Source organism: Flavivirga aquatica (genome assembly GCF_001747085.1).
Taxonomy (GTDB): Bacteria; Bacteroidota; Bacteroidia; order Flavobacteriales; family Flavobacteriaceae; genus Algibacter_C; species Algibacter_C aquatica.
The window spans coordinates 546,304-564,723 of the sequence record NZ_MDJD01000034.1 but is presented as its reverse complement, the minus strand read 5'-3'; the positions used below and the strand labels follow the sequence as shown (position 1 = coordinate 564,723).

The window sequence follows — 18,420 nt, the reverse complement described above, 5'->3', positions numbered from 1 at the left end:
TATTGCATCTATTTTAATAAATAAGATACTTCATTATTGAATTTTTATAAAATAACTAGCAGATATAGTATTAATTGCATTAAATTCAATAAATCATTTAATTTGATTATAATTTTAAAAGAAGAAAATAACTCTTATCCTAACCTATCTGATACAAATTCTATTTGTGTTTTCCCATGAGGTAAGGCCTTTCCATCGGGTCCAATATTAACCATAACAATATTAGAAATGGTAATAATAGTTTCTCTAGTCATTTTATTTCTAACTTCGCAACTCAATGTAATTGAGGCTTTTCCAAATTTCACAGCTTGAATTCCAATTTCTATAATATCTCCTTGTTTTGCAGATGCTTTAAAATCTATTTCACTTATATATTTGGTTACTACTTTATGGTTTTCTAATTGAATAATGGTATAAAGCGCTGCTTCTTCATCAATCCAGTCTAATAACCGGCCTCCAAAAAGAGTTCCGTTTGCATTTAAATCTTCAGGTTTTATCCATTTTCGGGTATGAAATCTCATGTTTTAATATTTGTATTTGTTAAAATAATTCTTGTTGTTTATTCCCATTAGGTATTGTTAGAGCGTAGCCTAGTTTTGTATTTAGTTTTTGAATAAAATAAGCAGATAATAATGGGGATTCTTTTTCAATGTTTTGATGGATAAAAAAATTAACTTCTTTAACACCTTGAGTTTTCCATAATCTTAAGCGTTTAATCCAATCATCTAACCTAGTATAGTCTGAAGGGTGGTTAGCACCAACGTAGCGTACAAAAGCTGTTGCATTTGTTAAACGCATGTGCATTAAATCACGTCTCCCTGCTGTATCTACTATAATATTAGATATATTATTGGTTTCTAAAAGTTGATATAAATCGTTTGCTACCGAGGTATCATTATACCAATTGGTATGTCTAAACTCAACAGCAAGTGGTATTTCTTTTGGCCAATTTTCGATAAAAAATATCACTCTATCAAAATCTTTTGGTGAAAAATTATTGTGCATTTGTAAAAATACTGTACCTAATTTTTCTTTTAAATTGGAAGCATTATACAAATAGTGATCTACTATAGCATTAGTGTCTTGTAATCTTTTCCAATGACTAATTTCCTGATTTAATTTAGGAAAGAATTTAAAGCCTTTAGGTGTTTTGTTGTACCAAGTTTCAAATTGTGAAGAAGGGAAAATTCGATAAAACGTTGCGTTTAATTCTATAGCATTAAATTGTGACGAATAATAAATTAACTCATCTTTTGTACCTCTTGGATAAAACCCTTTAAGGTCTGCCCTATTCCATTTTGCACAACCTACATATATTTCAGGAATATTATCATCTTTCACTTTGTTTAAAACCTTATAGGTATCTGGGTGATCTATAGGTAGGGTAAAATCGATATCTTGAGGGTTGTCTACACTTCCAAATTTCATGTTTTACGAGAGTTTATTCAAAAGTAAAAATTTAGAATCTAATTTTTGCTTTTATTTAAAGTAAGATTTTATAATCATAGAACTCGTATTTAGCAATACTCTGACTTACAAAATTCACATTTTACAGTCTAATATTTAGTGGTTTTCATAAACATAGCTATAATAATCGTATAAATTTTTTCATAAAATGAGTCTAAATTTAAAAATATTTTGTTTAATAGGGATCAATCAGATGATTCATCTTTTGTTAATGGTATTGAAATAGAAGTTGATGGAGGTTTAAGTCAGATTTAGTTATCTAAATATATCATGTAAAAAGGCTAAAAAACAATCGTTTTAGCCTTTTGTTAATAACCTAGTTAATAATTATAAATGATTTGAAAAATATGAGGTTTAATAATCTATATTTTTATTAAAAACTCATAAATTATGAACTCAAGACAATTCAATCTTAAAAGTATTCGTCCAGAAATTTTAAGTACTACAATTAATGATAGTATGAGTAGTGATGAACGTTTTCAGAATTTAGTATTACGTCCAATAATAAAATTTCAGAATGATTTATTAATTTCTGTTTTTAAAAATTATGCTGCTAAGCATAAATTTGTATTCTACGATTTATCTTTAGAAAAGCGAATTGATTATATTGAAAACGCTATTCAAAAAGATATGAAGTTCCGTAATTCTTTAAAAGGTATGATTATAGGACTTTTTACTATTGAAGAATACACCATATATACCGAAAACTCGTCTGCTTTAAATAAACGTATGATGAATATTGTTAAGGAACGCTTATTGAGTAATATTCAGCTTTTTGAAAAGCCTGAATTTTTAAAGGCTGTTTAGCTTTTCTCAATTGTATAAAATAAATAATGACATAGAATGTAGCTAGCATTTTATGTCATTATTTTTTATTTTAGTTTGTGCGGTTTAAATTAAAGACACGCCATTTAAATCTGTAGTAAGTACATCGCTCATATAATCAAAATAAGGTCTTATAGTTTTAAAGGACGTATTAACATCGTCTATAAATTTAGAACCTAAAACTTCTGCATCTGTATATTTTTTAGTAAAAATATGTTGCTTCTTTTTTATTAAGTCGATTGCTTTATGGTCTTTACTAAAACCTTTAGGAGCTGTTTTAACTTCATCTCCAACAATATTACCCCAAACAGTTTTAAAGGCTTTGTTTTCTATAATTTCTCTAATTTCCTCATCATCCATTTCTATTTCTTTACGAATTCTAAGTAAATCTGCTGGAGCTGGTTCCCAAAAACCAGTAGCTATAAAACTCTTGTTGTTAGGTTCTAAATGAATATAATAACCACCTCTTAATCTTGGTTTCGTTCTATGAAAAGAGCCTCCAAAATGAGTTTTATATGGGAGTTTGTTTTTTGAAAAACGAACATCTCTATAAATTCTAAAAATTTTTAGCTTATCTATTTCATCATGAGTATTTAAACCTTCTAATACAGTGTTATAAAAAGCTTTTAAATCCTTTTCAAGAGCTTTAAATTCAGGTTTATTTTCATTAAACCAATCACGATTGTTATTTTTTTCTAGCTTTTTGAAGAATTTAAAAACGTCTTTTGATATGGTATTACTCATTATACATTATTTTTTATGCTTGTAAATTACAAAAGGATTATGATTATTCAAACTCAATACTGTTAAGAATTAGCCCAGAAGCTGGAGCAATATAATTCATTTTAATAGTACTGCCGGGTTTTAAACTTTCTTTAATATAATCTAGAGTTAATTTACCTTTTCCTAAATCTATTAATGTTCCCATTATTAATCGTATTTGGTTGCGCATAAACCCTTTTCCTCTCACCCTTAATATATAAGATTTACTAGGAAAATAATTGGCTGTATAAATAGTATTTTCAACAAGTTCGCAGGTTAAAATTTCTCGTGTGTATATACCGTTATCTGTCGGTTTATAGCAGTACGACCTTACGTAATGTTCACCTTCAAAAAGTTTAGCGCCTTGTTTCATAATATCTAAATCTAAATCATCAAGAATAGTAGTCATAATGGGCGCACAAAATGGATGGCATTTTTCACCATAAGTAAACAGATATAAATATTCTTTTATTTTAGAATGATTTATAATATTAAATTTATCATCAACTTCTCTAATATCTAAGGCTCTAATATCTTGGGGTAAATTATAATTAAATAATTCTAAAAATGCAGCTTGATCTTTTATTGGTTCTTGTAAAAATAACTCAAAAGCAGCACATTCTGCCGAAACCATAGCATCTGTTCTACCGGAACTTAAGCTTTTAAATGTTTTTCCTTCTAGTATAAAGTTGAGCGTGCGATCTACCATTAAATGTAAGGTCTTTACATTGGGTTGTTTTTGCCAACCATGAAAACGATAACCTAAATATTGAATGGTGAATACGTAAAAATATTTTTTCATTTTTTAATAAAATTGATGCTGAAAATATAGGTTATTTAAAATTTAAAGCAAAAAAAATAAATGCATAAATAAAAGTAATATTTATGTTTAAGATTAGATGTTTTATGAAGATAGTGTACGAATAACCTTTTGTTTAACACGTATAATTAAGCTGAAAACCAGTCGTATATATGGTTTTTAATAAAAAAATCTTATATTGTAGTAATCAATTATATCAAAATACATGTTAATAGTGGTTGGTTAAGGCTTTGATTTGTATTTTGATATGTTTGAAAAAAATTAAAGAACTAACTATCCTAACCAATTTATAAAGGCATTAGAAATTTATCTAATGCCTTTTTTTTTAGTTTATCCAACAACCGTCCCAAGTGGTATTTGGTTGTAATGGAATATCAAAATTTTCATTATTGTAAGTGTTTCCGTTAGCGCTTCCTGAAACTTCAAGAAAACGATAAGCCCAGCATTTATTTGGGTGTTCTACTTTATTGTTTTCAATAGTAAGGTTAGACATTTTCCAGAAAACTAAATGTCCATTATTTAAATAATTATCTCTAACTACTAAATCTGCTCCTTTATACATGTAGAAACCACAATTATTACAGGTATTCTCATAAATATAAGTGGTTGCTGGGTTTGTTTTTGGAGCATCATTAGAGTACATAATAATGCCATTCCAATTATTAACAGAAACAGAGGTCATTGTAATGTTATTATTTCTAATGGTTAAATCTCCTTTTTTCCAATATACTATGGGACCATCAATATACTTGCCTTCTTCGCCTTGTAGTAAAATATTATTTTCAATTAAAACATTTTTACCGTCTGTATTAACAATATCTCCACCTCTATTATGATGAAAATAATTATTTTTTATAATTACGTTTTCATTAATTCGTCCTGCGCCTTCTAAATCTATTCCAAATTGAGGAGATGTTCCTATTGTGTGATGAATTTCATTATTTTCTATTAAAATATCTGCGCCTCCTACTATAGAAATACCTTGTCTACGATTGTCTGAAAAATTATTACGTTTAATTACAATATTTTTAAGCTTTTGCTCTTCGCCTTGTTTACTTCCAACAATTAAAACACCATCTCCATTTGCTTTTCCTAGTACCATATTTTCTATGGTTACATTTTCACTTTCTCCCTCTAAACAAATTAAATGACCTTCGTCATGCGTAACGGCACCATCGCTTGGTCTTGGTGTGTATTCATGATTATATCTTTCTCCTAAAATAGTTCCTCCAGATAGCACCACATGAGATTTGTTGCTTATTGAAATAGCACAATAATTCCATTTATTATTTGGAGCCATTTCAATAACGGCATTTTCATTTAATAGAAAAGCCATATTGCCCTTAAGTTCAAGACCTGCTTGGTATATATCATTACCATATTTACCAATTAAATAATGACCTTCTGGTAAACAAATTTGTCCATAACCTTCACTTACAGCCCAATCAATTGCACTTTGAATATTATCAGTTGTTTTAATTGGCTCTGTTCTATTGTTTGGAATATCCCATCTATCTAATTCTATAATATATTTTTTAGAAGGAATTTCATTGTATGGCATTGTTTCTACAGCACTCATAACTCCAGAAAATGGGTTGGGGTTATTTGGGTCTGTAAGACTTAATGGCTTATCAACAGATTGAAATCTTAAATCGTCTGAATCTTCAAAACAAGAAAATACAGAGCAAACTAAAAGTACAAGTAAGGCTTGTTTTTTTAGTGTAAATAGGTTGGTCATTTTTTTGGGATTTGGTTTAACTATTTTACGAGTAAAAAAAGAAAAAAGATTACATTTTTATTTCTTTCTTGACATTAATTCCTTTTCTATATCTTTTAGAGTAAAACCTTTAGCTTGTAATAACATTAAATAATGAAACATTAAATCTGCAGATTCGTATAAAAATAATTCATCATTATTATCCATAGCTTCAATTACAGTTTCTACAGCTTCCTCTCCTACTTTTTGAGCGACTTTATTGATGCCTTTTGAAAATAAGCTTGCTACATAAGATTTATCTGTGTCTTTATTTGCAACACGCTCTTTTATAACATTTTCTAAAGTTGAGAAAAAACCATATGATGATGTATTGTTTTCTCCCCAACAATTATCAGTTCCTTTATGGCAAGTTGGGCCAGCAGGGTTTACTTGTATAAGAAGCGTATCATTATCACAATCGTTTTTAATATCAACGAGGTTTAAAAAATGACCACTTTCTTCTCCTTTTGTCCAAAGACGTTGCTTACTTCTACTAAAAAAGGTAACTTGTTTTGTGTCTAATGTTTTTTTGTATGCTTCTTTATTCATATAGCCCAACATTAAGACGTTTTTTGTTGTTGCGTCTTGTATAATTGCAGGCACTAATCCGTTGGTATCGTATTTAATGGTCATAATAATTTCTTTATATGTTGAAACAAGTTTGAAGACTTAAAGTCTTACTTCTATATTATTTTCTTTTAACTCTTTTTTTAGTTCTGGAATTGGAATTTCGCCAAAGTGAAACACGCTAGCAGCTAAAGCGGCATCTGATTTACCTTCTATAAAGGTGTCTTTAAAATGTTGTACACTACCTGCTCCACCAGAAGCTATTATTGGAATGTTTAATGTATCTGATAATTTGGCTAAGGCCTTATTTGCAAATCCATTTTTTGTCCCATCATGATCCATAGATGTGAATAAAATTTCACCTGCTCCACGGTTTTCAACCTCTTTTGCCCATTCAAATAAATCTATTTCTGTAGGTATACTTCCTCCTGCTAAATGCACTTTCCATTGTCCATTAATTTGTTTGGCATCTATAGCAACAACAACGCATTGGCTTCCAAATTTGTTTGAAAGTTCATTCACTAATTCTGGACGTTTAACTGCCGAAGAATTAATTGAAACTTTATCTGCGCCACATTGTAATAAGGCATCAACATGCTCTATACTTGAAATACCGCCACCTACAGTAAAAGGAATGTTAACTTGCTCGGCAACACGCATTACCATATCTAAAGTCGTGCCTCTACCTTCTAGTGTAGCCGATATGTCTAAAAAAACCAATTCATCTGCACCTACTTCTGCATATTGCTTAGCTAATTCAACTGGATCTCCAGCATCTCGCAAGTCTACAAAGTTCACACCTTTTACGGTACGTCCGTTTTTAATATCTAGGCATGGTATGATTCGTTTTGTAAGCATTATTTTTATTTGTTTTTAATATTTAAATCCATTCCGTCATAAAAACCTAAGTCTTTATTGTTTATTTGTTTTGTCCAAAACGCAATTTGCCCAGTATGGTACGAGTAATGTTCTGTAATATGAATTGCGATACCTATTCCAGAAAAATTAAAGCCTTGAACGTCTCTTTGCTTTAAGTATTCTATTTCAGAAAGATTTAAGATTATTGTTTTAACTTCTTTTACTGTAATCTGCAGTTTTTCTAATAATTGCTTTTTATTAAATCCACTTTGCATTGCGAATTCTTCGTCTCTATCTCGGTTATCATCTTTATTTCCTAAGGAAGCGATAACATATTGTGTCATGTTTCCGCAAAGGTGAATAATTAAATTACCTATACTGTTTGAAGAGTCATTAATACGTTTCCAGATATCTTCTTCAGATAGCTTATCAAAACTTATAGAAATCATTCGTGTACTTTCATCTAATCTATAGACGATTTGTTCTTTGAATTCTTTAAGTATGTCTTCGCTCATCTTTTTCTATAGATATTTTTAATTACTGGATACTATATAACCTTCTAACTGTTTTAGGCTAATTCTGTTTTCGTAAATTGCTTTTCCTATAATAGTACCTTCGCAACCTAATTCTGCTAATTTTGGTAATTCATCAAATTTAGAAATACCGCCACTGGCTATTAATTTAACGTCAGGAAGTGCTTCTAACATTTTTTCGTATAAATCAAAAGAAGGCCCTTCTAGCATGCCGTCTTTAGCTATATCTGTACATATTACATAAGAAACACCTTCTGTGATATAATTTTTTACAAATGGAATTAACTCTTCGTCAGATTCTTCTAACCAGCCGCTAATGGCTATTTTTTCGTTATTAGCATCGGCTCCTAAAATAATTTTATCTGCTCCAAATTTAGATAACCAGTTTTTGAATACTTCAGGTTTTTTTACGGCAATACTTCCTCCAGTTATTTGACCTGCTCCAGACTCGAAAGCTATACGTAAATCTTCATCTGTTTTTAAACCACCACCAAAATCAATTTTTAAGTTTGTTTTTGTAGCTATTTCTTCTAATACTTTATGGTTTACTATATGACTTGCCTTTGCACCGTCTAAATCTACTAAATGCAGGTGCTCTATACCATGCGCTTCGTATTGTTTAGCAATTTCTAAAGGATGCTCGTTATAGATTTTTTTTGTATTATAATTGCCTTTTGAAAGACGAACACATTTGCCGTCTATAATATCTATTGCTGGTATTATTCTCATTTTTTATTTCTTTAATCAATCTCTCCAGAGACGTCATTATCTTTTGTTTCAAAACACAATATTGTTGTTCTTACATTAGAACGTGTTCTATGTATAACATTTTTAGGAACTTTAATCATTTGTTTTTCCTTCAGTATTTCTGTCTTATCTTCAAAGTCTACAAATAATTCGCCTTCAATCACATAAAATAATTCGTCACTTTTGGTGTGTTTATGCCAATGAAAATCTTGTTCTAAAACACTTAATCGAACAACATGATCATTAATATTACTTATTGGGAAGTTTTTCCATTTTTCAGTAATATTCTTAGTTAAATCAATGCTATCTAGTTTTTCCATAATTACAATTTTAAAAAATTCTGTAATATTTTAGCACCTGCCGTACTACTTTTTTCTGGGTGAAATTGAACACCATAAAAATTATTATGCTGTAATGCTGATGCATAATTAATTCCATAATCTGTTTTAGCTATAGTTTCATTACAGTGTTCTGCATAATAGCTATGTACTAAATACATGTATTCGTTTTCTTTGATACCTTTAAATAAATCGGACTTTAAATCTTTAATAACATTCCATCCCATTTGCGGAACTTTAACATCATTAGAAAAACGTTTCACATCGGTTTGGAAAATACCAATTCCCTTAGTGTTTCCTTCTTCTGTAGATTTACAAAGTAATTGCATACCTAAACAGATTCCTAAAACGGGTTGTTTTAATGTTGGTATTAATACATCTAAACCACTTTCTCGCAGCATTTTCATGGCACTACTGGCTTCTCCAACTCCTGGAAATATAATTTTATCTGCAGCAACAATTTCATCTGGATCATTTGATAATATAGCATCAACACCTAAACGTTTAAAAGCAAACTGAATGCTTTTAATATTTCCTGCTCCGTAATTTATTATAACTAATTTCATTTTTAAACTTTTTGCTTCTGTTCTGGAGCATTTAGTTATAAACTAAGCATAAAGAACTTAAAGCTATTTACAACATACCTTTTGTTGATGGCAAAAACATTTTATTGGCATCTCTTTTTACAGCCATTTTCATTGCTTTAGCAAAGGCTTTAAAAATACCTTCTATTTTATGATGTTCGTTTTGACCTTCCGCTTTAACATTTAAATTACATTTGGCTCCATCTGTAAACGATTTAAATAAATGAAAAAACATTTCTGTAGGCATATCTCCTATTTTTTCACGTTTAAACTCTGCATCCCATTCTAGCCAGTTTCTTCCTCCAAAATCTACGGCTACTTGCGCTAAACAATCATCCATAGGTAAACAAAAGCCATAACGTTCTATGCCTAATTTGTTTCCTAAGGCTTTATTGAATAGTTCACCTAGGGCAATCATGGTATCTTCAATGGTATGATGTTCATCTACTTCTAAATCGCCATCTACTTTAATGGTTAAATCCATAGCACCGTGTCTACCAATTTGATCTAACATATGATCAAAAAAGGATAAACCAGTATTTATATCATTTTTACCAGACCCGTCTAGGTTTAATTTTATGTATATCTGTGTTTCGTTAGTGTTACGTGTAATTTCTTCTACACGATCTTCTAATTTTAAAAACTCATATATTTTAGACCAGTCTGTACTTGTTAAAGCAATACAGTCTAAAATATCTTGTTTCGATGTTTCGATCTCGTCTGCTCCTAATTCTGGATTTTCAGATAAATAAATACCTTTAGCTCCTAAGTTTTTAGCTAATTCCATATCGGTAATTCTATCTCCTAATACAAAAGAATTTGCTAAATCGTAATCTTCAGAAAAGTATTGCGTTAATAAACCTGTTCTTGGTTTACGTGTTTCTGCATTTTCATGAGGAAATGTTTTATCTATATGTATTGCAGTAAAGGTAACGCCTTCTTTAGCAAAGGCATCTATAACTTTATTTTGTGCTGGCCAAAAGGTATCTTCAGGAAAAGAATCTGTTCCTAAACCATCTTGATTGGTAACCATAACTAATTCATAATCTAGCTCATTAGCTATTTTAGCCATGTATTGAAATACTTTTGGGTAAAATTCTAATTTCTCTAAACTGTCTAATTGATAGTCTACTGGTGGCTCTAATACTAATGTGCCGTCTCTATCTATGAATAATACTTTCTTCATCTTTATTGTTTTGTAAGACCTGAAAGATCTGTTAATGCCTTAATTAATATCTCATTCTCTTTTTTAGTCCCAACAGTTAAACGCAACGTGTTTTCACATAAAGGTTGTGTTGTTCTATTTCTTATTACTATCCCTTTTTGAATTAATTCGTCGTAACGCTTATTAGCATCATCAACTTTAACAAGTACAAAATTGGCATCTGTTGGATAGATTTTAGAAATAAAATCAATCTTTTCTAATTCTGAAATTAACAATTTTCGTTGTACTTTAATTTTATTAATTTCATTAGTTACTTCATCTTCCTTCTCTAGACGCTTTATAGCATGTTGTTGTGTTAATTCGTTAACATTATAAGGTGGTTTTATAGCGTTAAATATCGAAATAATTTCTTCGGAAGCATAGCAAACACCAAGTCTAATTCCTGCCATTCCATAGGCTTTAGATAAGGTTTGAGTAACTATTAAATTAGGAAACTCGCTTAGTCTTTCAAGCCAGCTTTTTTCGTTTGAAAAATCGATATAAGCTTCATCAATAACGACTAAACCTTTAAATTTATTTAAAAGTGTTTCTATTGATTCTACTTTAAAACTATTTCCTGACGGATTATTAGGCGAGCATAAAAATAAAATTTTACTATCACTATTTACAGCTTCTAATATTTTGTTTACTTGCGGTTCAAAACTACTAGATAACTCAACTTTAATAATATTTATAGCGTTTATGTTTGCTAATACTTCGTACATGCCATAGGTTGGCGGAAGTGTTATTACATTATCTTTATTGGGTTCGCAAAAAGCTCTAAAAATTAAATCTAAAACTTCATCACTTCCATTACCTAAAAGAATATTCTTTGTTGGAACACTTTTAATTTTTGATAATAATACTTTTACTTTATTCTGTTGCGGATCTGGATAACGATTTACACCGTTTTCAAAAGGATTTTCATTGGCATCCAAAAAAACCATATCATCTGTAACGCCTTGAAATTCATCGCGTGCAGACGAATAAGGTTTTAAAGCTTTTATCGTTGGTCTTATTAAATCTTGAATATTCATGATTTTAATTCTTTTAATCTAATTGATACGGCATTTTTGTGTGCTTGTAAGCCTTCTGCCTCTGCCATGAGTTCAATAGTTTCTCCTATGTTTAGGAGACCTGCTTTAGATATTTTTTGAAAAGTCATATTCTTTAAAAAACTATCTAAATTCACGCCAGAATAGGCTTTTGTAAAACCATTTGTTGGTAAGGTATGGTTTGTTCCCGATGCATAATCTCCAGCACTTTCTGGTGTATAATTACCTATAAATACTGAGCCTGCATTAAGAATACCATCTACATAGAATTCTTCATTTTTAGTACAAACAATAAAATGTTCTGGGCCATATTCATTAATCATATCTAAAGCTAAATCATCATTTTCAACATATATTAACTTAGAATTAGCTATGGCTTTTTCTGCAATCGCTTTACGCGGAAGCACAGCTATTTGTGTTTCTATTTCATTTGAAACAGAACTTAATAGGGGCTTAGAGGTTGATACTAAAATAACTTGACTGTCTGTGCCGTGTTCAGCTTGACTCAATAAATCTGATGCTATAAAACTAGCATTAGCAGTCTCGTCTGCAACAACTAATAACTCACTTGGACCGGCTGGCATATCGATAGCAACACCATATTTTGTAGACAGTTGTTTTGCCACTGTTACAAATTGATTTCCTGGACCAAAAATTTTATAAACTTGCGGAATGGTTTCTGTACCAAAAGTTAAACCTGCAATTGCTTGAATACCTCCTACTTTTATAATTTTTGTAACACCACATAAATTTGCAGCATACATGATTTCTGCAGCTATTTTACCTTCTTTATTTGGTGGCGTGCATAAAACAATCTCTTTACATCCTGCTATATTCGCTGGTATGGCTAACATTAATACTGTTGAAAACAAAGGAGCTGTTCCTCCAGGAATGTATAAACCTACTTTTTGAATAGGTCTTTTTTCTTGCCAACATTTTACACCACTAGTTGTTTCTATTTCTACTTTAGCCGTTTTTTGTATGGCATGAAAAGCTTCTATGTTATTTTTAGCTGCTTTTATAGCATTTTGAAGGTCTTCAGAAACTAAAAGATTTGCATTTTCAAGCTCTTCTTTAGTTACGATATTAGATTCTAGTGCTACCCCATCAAATTTAGCTGTATATTTTTTGATAGTTGCATCACCATTTGTTTTAACATCTTTAAAAACTTCGGTAACAATGGCTTCAATATCGTTAACAGTTTGAGTTGGACGCTCTAAAATAGTGCTCCATTCATTCTTTTCTGGATTGTTTATTATTTGCATTTTGAACCTCTTTAATTAAAGCACCATTTTTTCAATTGGACATACTAAAATACCTTGTGCTCCATTATCTTTTAAAGCATCGATAACGTCCCAAAATTCGTTTTTACTAATTACTGAGTGTATAGAACTCCATCCTTCTTGTGCTAATGGTAATACGGTTGGACTTTTCATACCTGGTAACACATTAATAATATCTTGAACCCTATCGTTAGGTGCATTTAATAGAATATATTTAGATTGACGTCCTTTTAAAACGGATTGAATTCTAAATTGAATCTTATCTAAAATAGCTTGTTTCTCTTCATTTAAAACAGGAGAAACTGCTAATACAGCTTCAGATTTTAAAATAGTTTCTACCTCTTTTAAGTTGTTTTTAAATAAGGTACTTCCACTAGAAACGATATCTACAATAGCATCTGCTAATCCAATATTCGGTGCAATTTCTACAGATCCATTAATGATGTGAAGGTTTGCTTTAACTCCGTTTTCATCTAAAAAGCCTTGAACTGTATTTGGGTATGATGTTGCAATACGTTTACCTTCTAAGTCTTTTATATTTGAGTAATTATCTGCTTTAGGAACAGCAATACATACTTTGCATGTAGAAAACCCTAATTTTTCAACAATATTAATGTCTCTGCCTTTTTCTATTAAAACATTTTCTCCAATTATAGCGGCATCTACAACTCCATCTTTTAAATATTGAGGAATATCTCCATTTCTTAAATAAAAAACCTCTACTGGGAAATTTTTTGCTGAAGCTTTTAGTTGGTCTTTCCCATTATCGATAGAAATACCAATGTCTTTTAAAATTCTCATCGAGTCTTCGTTTAAACGTCCCGATTTCTGTACTGCAATTCTTAATTTACTCATTTTGTTGTTTTTATGACTTTGAAACAATCTAATTGAATTTAAATTAAAAAACCCGCTTGATTGTCTCAAACGGGTTTAAAAAATATGTTGATTTTATTCAATACATCCTCAGTTCGCTTGATTGCAAATTTGAAAATGATGATGATGTGATTGAATAAAAGTCATGTCTTGTTTTATTTATGCAAATATCAGTATTTTATATTTATACTTCCAAATAATAAACATATTTATTATAAAAATTTGATATTATATATTTTTTATAATAAATAGTTGTCAAAATTTAAATATATCAAGTAAAATACTGAATTATTTAAGCTGATCTTTATTGATTTCCTAAAATAATAGGCATTCCGCTATCTCCAGATCCAATAACAATAACCTTACTATTTGCTGATTCAGATAGTTTGACAGTAGCTTCAATACCTTTATCTTGAAGAATTTTATCTGTAAGGGATGCGCTTAATATTTTATTTGCATCTGCTTTACCTTGAGCTTCAATAATTACTTTTTGAGCTTCTTTTGCTGCTGTAACTAATCTAAATTCGTATTCTAAAGATTCTTGCTCTTGTTTTAATTTACGTTCAATAGCTTGTTTGATAGTAGGTGGAAGAGTAACATCACGTACCAAAACAGAGTTTAATTGAATGTATTGAGGTTCAACTTTTCGTTTTGTTTCCTCATAAATTTCATTTTGAATAGCATCACGTTTTGTAGAGTATAATTGTTCTGGAGTATACCTTCCAACAACGCTACGCGCAACGGCACGTATTTCTGGTACAATAACAATGTCTAGGTAGTTTTCACCTTTAGTTTGGTGTAATAATCCTAAATTTGCTAATTGTGGCTGATAAAGTACAGATACATCTAATGATATTTCAAGACCGTTTGAAGAAAGCACTTGCATTTTCTTTTCAAAAACTTCCTGTTGCTTCGTGTTATAAATATATACTTTGTTCCAAGGGGCAATAATTTGAAAGCCTTCTCCTAATGCTGGCTCATCTGTTACTACTCCTCCTCCAAAGGTTTTAAATAAAACACCAGCTTCTCCATAGCCTATATTTACTGATGATTTAGCTAAAAGTACAACTATAATAACTATTGCTATTATGATTGGTAATCCAATTTTTGGTAATTTGTCCATTATATGTTAGTTTAGATTAATCCATTATATTTTCTTAGAAACCATTCAATTGCTAAGCTTAAAGCTATTATAGCAAGTAGGAATTTCCATTCTATCAAAGGTATGGTATTTTTAATACTTTTTTGAATAGGGACATATCTATTATCATTTAATAAATTATTTACCAAATCATGAGTATCATCAATAAAATAACTTATACCTTTACTGTTAATAGCCAATTGCTCTAACTTTGTTACATTAGCATTCAAAAATTGTTGCTCTACATTGTATTCTAAAATTTGAAAACTACCAGATTTTGATATGTTTTCATTGGTTGTTTTTATTGTAAAATTATATTTAGATGCAGGTAAATTACTTAAGTCGACTTGATATTTGTTGCTTTTAAGTATCAGTGGAAATATCTTTTTCTCCTTTGTTTCATTATTTATTACAGTAATATTAAGTGATTCCCGAGTATCAAAAACATAGTTCTTATCAAAAAACTCTGCCTTAATTACAATATTACTATTGCCATCATAGAATGATTCGTACTCTACATTTAGCCTGTTTTTTTTCTTGTTTGAAGCAAGATATTGAATAAGTTTACCTATAAAATCATCAAATTGATTAAAGGATTTATTATTAATATAACTTTGAGCCCTCCATCGCCAAATGTTTTCTCCTAATAAAAGAGCTTCTCTCCTATTATTAATTTCAAAAGTTGCTAATAAAGGATCTTTTGTTGAAACACCTCTTACTGTTTTTCTTAAAATAGTTTCAAAAGGAATAGAGAATGTTAATTCTCCATAGTTTGAATTTAAGGGAGGAAAAGATTCGAAATTTAAATCATCAATTATGAAAGGAGAATAGTTAATGTTTAACTCTGCTTGATATTCTTCTCTTTGATTCGTTACAACATGTGAATAAGGTTGAGCTATTCTATTTAAGAAATTTAAATCTGTTTTAGTACCTGTAACTGTAAAACGATTTTTATTTTGTGCATCTAACAAATTATAAATAGACTTAAATTTATAATTTGGCTGATATAATATAACTAATTGAAAATCATTTACTTGATTAATTATTTCTTTTGTATTTAAAAATAAGACAGAGCGTTGTTCATTACTCTCTATACTTTTCTTTAGAGCTCCTAAATCTGGATGTGAAAAATCACTAACTATGGCTATTTTTGTTTTCTGATTAATAACTTCTATAGCAAAATTTTTAGTGTTATTAATACTATTTTTTTCACTTTTTAAAGGAACTAGTGTGGCTTTATAATTACTAACACCTACATTATTTGTTGGTAACGTAAAATTAATAACTTTAGAATTGTTAGTTTTTGAGAAGTTTATGGTTTCTGAATAAACAGTAGTATTTCCTTTGGTTACCACAAACCGAGAGTTAACAGTATTATGACCATTGTATACCAGAATAGCTTCAACAGGAAATCTGTTTTTTAGATAAGCATATTTATTTACGTTTAATTGTTGGATTTTTAAATCTGTATAAGTTATGGTATCTCCCAATATTATTGGATAAATAGGCTGCTTATAAAAACTGGATACAAATTGATAATCGCTACCATAGGTTTGGTTACCATCTGTAATTAATAATGTTGGAGAGGTTCTTTCTTTATTAACTTGGGTAAGTTTATTAAATGCGTTTGAAATATTGGTTTGTTTTTCGTTAAAAAAAACGGAATCGGAAGCTTTTAAGGTTTCTGCAAAGGTGTAAAACTCTAAATTAAATTTATCGTTTAACTTTTTATTACTTGTAATGTTTTTAATTAAACTTAATGCTTGTTGATCTTGTTTAAGGTGTTTTATAGAGCTAGAATTATCTGTTAGAATAACCAAGTTTGGTTTTTCTGTAAATAGTTTAATTTGTTCAAAACTAGGATTAATTAGTAGTAGTAATATTGAAAACACACTAATAAATCTTAAAAAAGCGAAAAGCATGTTTAATTTAGACATGCTTTTCTTTTTGTTTTTATACTGAAAAACAGCTAAAAAAAGGGCTGTTATTCCAGCTAATATGATGTATAATAAAATTTCTGTTGTCAATTATTTGATATTGATTAACTTTAAAATTCAAAAAAACGTGTATTGTTTTTTATACTTTTTATGTTAACATTCCACCATCTACATTAAGTGTTTGTCCTGTAACATAAGCACTCATATCACTACCCAAAAATACGCAAACATTTGCAATATCTTCTGGTGTTCCTCCACGTTTTAAAGGAATTCCTGCTCTCCAACCTTTAACAACTTCTTCATCTAGTTTTGCTGTCATTTCGGTTTCAATAAAACCAGGAGCAACTACGTTACTTCTTATATTTCTTGACCCTAGCTCTAAAGCTACCGATTTTGAAAAACCTATGATACCTGCTTTTGAAGCAGCATAATTTGTTTGCCCTGCATTACCTTTAACTCCAACAACAGAGCTCATATTGATAATAGAACCTTTACGTTGTTTAAGCATGGTTCTTTGTACAGCTTTAGTCATATTAAAAACAGACTTTAAGTTTACTTCTATAACGGTATCAAAATCTTCTTCACTAATACGCATCAATAAATTATCTTTTGTAATTCCGGCGTTATTAACTAAAACATCAATACTTCCAAATTCTGCTACCACTTCACCTGCCAATTTTTGAGCGTCATCAAAACTAGCCGCATTACTTTGATATCCTTTAGCTTTTACACCTAAAGCAATCAATTCTTTTTCTAAATTATTTGCTGCTTCTACAGAAGAACTATAAGTAAACGCTACATTAGCACCTTGTTGCGCAAAAACTTGAGCAATTCCTTTACCAATCCCTCTGCTAGCACCAGTAATTATGGCTGTTTTTCCTTCTAGTAATTTCATTTGTAATATTAGTTATTAATTTCTTTAATTTATTAGATTCAAATATAGGAAATCCTAACTCATCAAATAAAAAAACTTGTAATATTTTACAAGGTTTATCATTTTTTTAAGTGATTTTAAGTATTAATTAGAAGGTATAAATTTAACATCTACAACACCAAGATAGGATACTTTCGAAAACATGACTGGTAATGTTTGGCTAGTCCCAAAATTAGAACCATAAGCCAGAATTATAATATCCTCGGATTCAACAGGAAACAAATCATTTCCAGAATTTGTAAATTGATAATAATCGTTAGTATTAACTGAAACAAAATATGTTATTCCGGAGTTAATATTTATAGGCTCTATATCTTTAAAAGATAAAAGTCCAGAACTGGAAGTGATATTTGCTGTTGTTAAAATAGTTTCTGTTTCTACGTTCCACAGAGTTACTCTATATACATCATTATTTGGAACACGAATGCCTAATGCTGTTATTTTTCCATTTTTAAATGATTTAAATTTATAACCAATCTCAAATGTACTTGCCCCATCTACTTTTTGATAATTTACTTGCATGTGCCCACTCTCTATTACTGATTTCATTGGGTATTGAGGTGCTAACTCTTCTTCTTCTATAATAGAGATTTCATCATCGTTTTTAGAGCAACTAATAAATAGTATCCCTAAAAATATTAGTCCCAGAATTAATTTTTGCATTTTCATGATTTCTAGTTTTTCTGTTTTATGCTAGTATATCAATTCAACTCAGTTTTTGGTACCCTTAATTTTC

The 18,420-nt window shown here is 29.8% G+C and carries 20 protein-coding genes; 1 reads left to right on the top strand and 19 read right to left on the bottom strand.

Translation table 11 applies throughout. The annotated features are described in order from the left end of the window. Positions 1-134: 134 nt before the first annotated feature. Positions 135-521: an acyl-CoA thioesterase gene (locus A8C32_RS08590; protein WP_069830017.1), complete on the bottom strand. Its 387-nt coding sequence runs from the start codon at positions 519-521 to the stop codon at positions 135-137. A gap of 19 nt (positions 522-540) precedes the next feature. Further along, on the bottom strand, positions 541-1,428 hold the full coding sequence (locus A8C32_RS08585) for a DUF72 domain-containing protein (protein WP_069830016.1): 888 nt from the start codon (positions 1,426-1,428) through the stop codon (positions 541-543). Positions 1,429-1,857: 429 nt separating this feature from the next. Here A8C32_RS08585 and A8C32_RS08580 point away from each other — a divergent pair, with 429 nt between their 5' ends. Next, the gene (locus A8C32_RS08580) at positions 1,858-2,274 is read left to right on the top strand and encodes a glyoxalase (RefSeq protein ID WP_069830015.1); all 417 of its coding nucleotides are present in this window, start codon (positions 1,858-1,860) and stop codon (positions 2,272-2,274) included. Between the two features lie 84 nt (positions 2,275-2,358). On the opposite strand, the gene A8C32_RS08575 is transcribed toward A8C32_RS08580, so the two are convergent. The 17 genes from A8C32_RS08575 to A8C32_RS08495 all read right to left on the bottom strand — a co-directional run bounded on the left by A8C32_RS08575 (position 2,359) and on the right by A8C32_RS08495 (position 18,353). Next, complete coding sequence (locus A8C32_RS08575) at positions 2,359-3,036, bottom strand: DUF2461 domain-containing protein (protein ID WP_069830014.1); 678 nt, start codon at positions 3,034-3,036, stop codon at positions 2,359-2,361. A gap of 43 nt (positions 3,037-3,079) precedes the next feature. Then, positions 3,080-3,856 (bottom strand): tRNA pseudouridine synthase A, encoded by a 777-nt coding sequence (locus A8C32_RS08570; protein WP_069830013.1) that lies wholly within the window; start codon positions 3,854-3,856, stop codon positions 3,080-3,082. A 343-nt stretch (positions 3,857-4,199) separates the two neighbouring features. Then, positions 4,200-5,612 carry a right-handed parallel beta-helix repeat-containing protein gene (locus A8C32_RS08565; RefSeq protein ID WP_069830012.1) on the bottom strand — a complete coding sequence of 471 codons (1,413 nt, stop codon included), beginning with the start codon at positions 5,610-5,612 and terminating at the stop codon, positions 4,200-4,202. 57 nt (positions 5,613-5,669) lie between these two features. Continuing rightward, complete coding sequence (gene hisIE / locus A8C32_RS08560) at positions 5,670-6,266, bottom strand: bifunctional phosphoribosyl-AMP cyclohydrolase/phosphoribosyl-ATP diphosphatase HisIE (RefSeq protein ID WP_276205024.1); 597 nt, start codon at positions 6,264-6,266, stop codon at positions 5,670-5,672. 33 nt (positions 6,267-6,299) lie between these two features. After that, positions 6,300-7,055 (bottom strand): imidazole glycerol phosphate synthase subunit HisF, encoded by a 756-nt coding sequence (gene hisF, locus A8C32_RS08555; protein ID WP_069830010.1) that lies wholly within the window; start codon positions 7,053-7,055, stop codon positions 6,300-6,302. A 5-nt stretch (positions 7,056-7,060) separates the two neighbouring features. Next, complete coding sequence (locus A8C32_RS08550) at positions 7,061-7,570, bottom strand: DinB family protein (protein WP_069830009.1); 510 nt, start codon at positions 7,568-7,570, stop codon at positions 7,061-7,063. 18 nt (positions 7,571-7,588) lie between these two features. Continuing rightward, entirely contained in the window at positions 7,589-8,317 is a 729-nt protein-coding gene (gene hisA / locus A8C32_RS08545) for a 1-(5-phosphoribosyl)-5-[(5-phosphoribosylamino)methylideneamino]imidazole-4-carboxamide isomerase (RefSeq protein WP_069830008.1), read from the bottom strand. 11 nt (positions 8,318-8,328) lie between these two features. Then, a complete protein-coding gene (locus tag A8C32_RS08540) occupies positions 8,329-8,655 on the bottom strand; it encodes a cupin domain-containing protein (protein ID WP_069830007.1) in 327 nt (108 codons plus the stop codon). A gap of 2 nt (positions 8,656-8,657) precedes the next feature. Further along, positions 8,658-9,239: an imidazole glycerol phosphate synthase subunit HisH gene (gene hisH / locus A8C32_RS08535; RefSeq protein WP_069830006.1), complete on the bottom strand. Its 582-nt coding sequence runs from the start codon at positions 9,237-9,239 to the stop codon at positions 8,658-8,660. 67 nt (positions 9,240-9,306) lie between these two features. Next, on the bottom strand, positions 9,307-10,443 hold the full coding sequence (hisB, locus tag A8C32_RS08530) for a bifunctional histidinol-phosphatase/imidazoleglycerol-phosphate dehydratase HisB (RefSeq protein ID WP_069830005.1): 1,137 nt from the start codon (positions 10,441-10,443) through the stop codon (positions 9,307-9,309). Positions 10,444-10,445: 2 nt separating this feature from the next. After that, positions 10,446-11,498: a histidinol-phosphate transaminase gene (gene hisC, locus A8C32_RS08525; RefSeq protein ID WP_093455615.1), complete on the bottom strand. Its 1,053-nt coding sequence runs from the start codon at positions 11,496-11,498 to the stop codon at positions 10,446-10,448. Further along, on the bottom strand, positions 11,495-12,781 hold the full coding sequence (gene hisD, locus A8C32_RS08520; protein WP_069830003.1) for a histidinol dehydrogenase: 1,287 nt from the start codon (positions 12,779-12,781) through the stop codon (positions 11,495-11,497). The genes hisC and hisD overlap by 4 nt, the downstream gene beginning before the upstream one ends. 15 nt (positions 12,782-12,796) lie before the next feature. After that, on the bottom strand, positions 12,797-13,654 hold the full coding sequence (gene hisG / locus A8C32_RS08515; RefSeq protein ID WP_069830002.1) for an ATP phosphoribosyltransferase: 858 nt from the start codon (positions 13,652-13,654) through the stop codon (positions 12,797-12,799). 322 nt (positions 13,655-13,976) lie between these two features. Beyond that, positions 13,977-14,795 (bottom strand): prohibitin family protein, encoded by an 819-nt coding sequence (locus tag A8C32_RS08510; RefSeq protein WP_069830001.1) that lies wholly within the window; start codon positions 14,793-14,795, stop codon positions 13,977-13,979. 11 nt (positions 14,796-14,806) lie between these two features. Beyond that, a complete protein-coding gene (locus A8C32_RS08505; RefSeq protein ID WP_069830000.1) occupies positions 14,807-16,840 on the bottom strand; it encodes a hypothetical protein in 2,034 nt (677 codons plus the stop codon). A gap of 58 nt (positions 16,841-16,898) precedes the next feature. Beyond that, positions 16,899-17,645, bottom strand: a complete 747-nt coding sequence (gene fabG, locus A8C32_RS08500; protein WP_069829999.1) for a 3-oxoacyl-[acyl-carrier-protein] reductase — start codon at positions 17,643-17,645, stop codon at positions 16,899-16,901. A gap of 123 nt (positions 17,646-17,768) precedes the next feature. Further along, positions 17,769-18,353, bottom strand: coding sequence for a DUF4082 domain-containing protein (locus A8C32_RS08495; RefSeq protein WP_069829998.1), 585 nt, complete (start codon positions 18,351-18,353; stop codon positions 17,769-17,771). Positions 18,354-18,420: the final 67 nt, after the last annotated feature.

Excerpts from the sequence above, each read along its gene's own strand:
- hisA (WP_069830008.1), bottom strand. The coding sequence starts at position 8,317 with ATGAGAATAATACCAGCAATAGATATTATAGACGGCAAATGTGTTCGT.
- A8C32_RS08540 (WP_069830007.1), bottom strand. The coding sequence starts at position 8,655 with ATGGAAAAACTAGATAGCATTGATTTAACTAAGAATATTACTGAAAAA.
- A8C32_RS08495 (WP_069829998.1), bottom strand. The coding sequence starts at position 18,353 with ATGAAAATGCAAAAATTAATTCTGGGACTAATATTTTTAGGGATACTA.
- A8C32_RS08565 (WP_069830012.1), bottom strand. The coding sequence starts at position 5,612 with ATGACCAACCTATTTACACTAAAAAAACAAGCCTTACTTGTACTTTTA.
- hisH (WP_069830006.1), bottom strand. The coding sequence starts at position 9,239 with ATGAAATTAGTTATAATAAATTACGGAGCAGGAAATATTAAAAGCATT.
- hisD (WP_069830003.1), bottom strand. The coding sequence starts at position 12,781 with ATGCAAATAATAAACAATCCAGAAAAGAATGAATGGAGCACTATTTTA.
- hisF (WP_069830010.1), bottom strand. The coding sequence starts at position 7,055 with ATGCTTACAAAACGAATCATACCATGCCTAGATATTAAAAACGGACGT.
- A8C32_RS08585 (WP_069830016.1), bottom strand. The coding sequence starts at position 1,428 with ATGAAATTTGGAAGTGTAGACAACCCTCAAGATATCGATTTTACCCTA.
- A8C32_RS08575 (WP_069830014.1), bottom strand. The coding sequence starts at position 3,036 with ATGAGTAATACCATATCAAAAGACGTTTTTAAATTCTTCAAAAAGCTA.
- A8C32_RS08570 (WP_069830013.1), bottom strand. The coding sequence starts at position 3,856 with ATGAAAAAATATTTTTACGTATTCACCATTCAATATTTAGGTTATCGT.
- A8C32_RS08510 (WP_069830001.1), bottom strand. The coding sequence starts at position 14,795 with ATGGACAAATTACCAAAAATTGGATTACCAATCATAATAGCAATAGTT.
- A8C32_RS08590 (WP_069830017.1), bottom strand. The coding sequence starts at position 521 with ATGAGATTTCATACCCGAAAATGGATAAAACCTGAAGATTTAAATGCA.
- A8C32_RS08550 (WP_069830009.1), bottom strand. The coding sequence starts at position 7,570 with ATGAGCGAAGACATACTTAAAGAATTCAAAGAACAAATCGTCTATAGA.
- hisB (WP_069830005.1), bottom strand. The coding sequence starts at position 10,443 with ATGAAGAAAGTATTATTCATAGATAGAGACGGCACATTAGTATTAGAG.
- A8C32_RS08580 (WP_069830015.1), top strand. The coding sequence starts at position 1,858 with ATGAACTCAAGACAATTCAATCTTAAAAGTATTCGTCCAGAAATTTTA.
- hisC (WP_093455615.1), bottom strand. The coding sequence starts at position 11,498 with ATGAATATTCAAGATTTAATAAGACCAACGATAAAAGCTTTAAAACCT.
- hisG (WP_069830002.1), bottom strand. The coding sequence starts at position 13,654 with ATGAGTAAATTAAGAATTGCAGTACAGAAATCGGGACGTTTAAACGAA.
- fabG (WP_069829999.1), bottom strand. The coding sequence starts at position 17,645 with ATGAAATTACTAGAAGGAAAAACAGCCATAATTACTGGTGCTAGCAGA.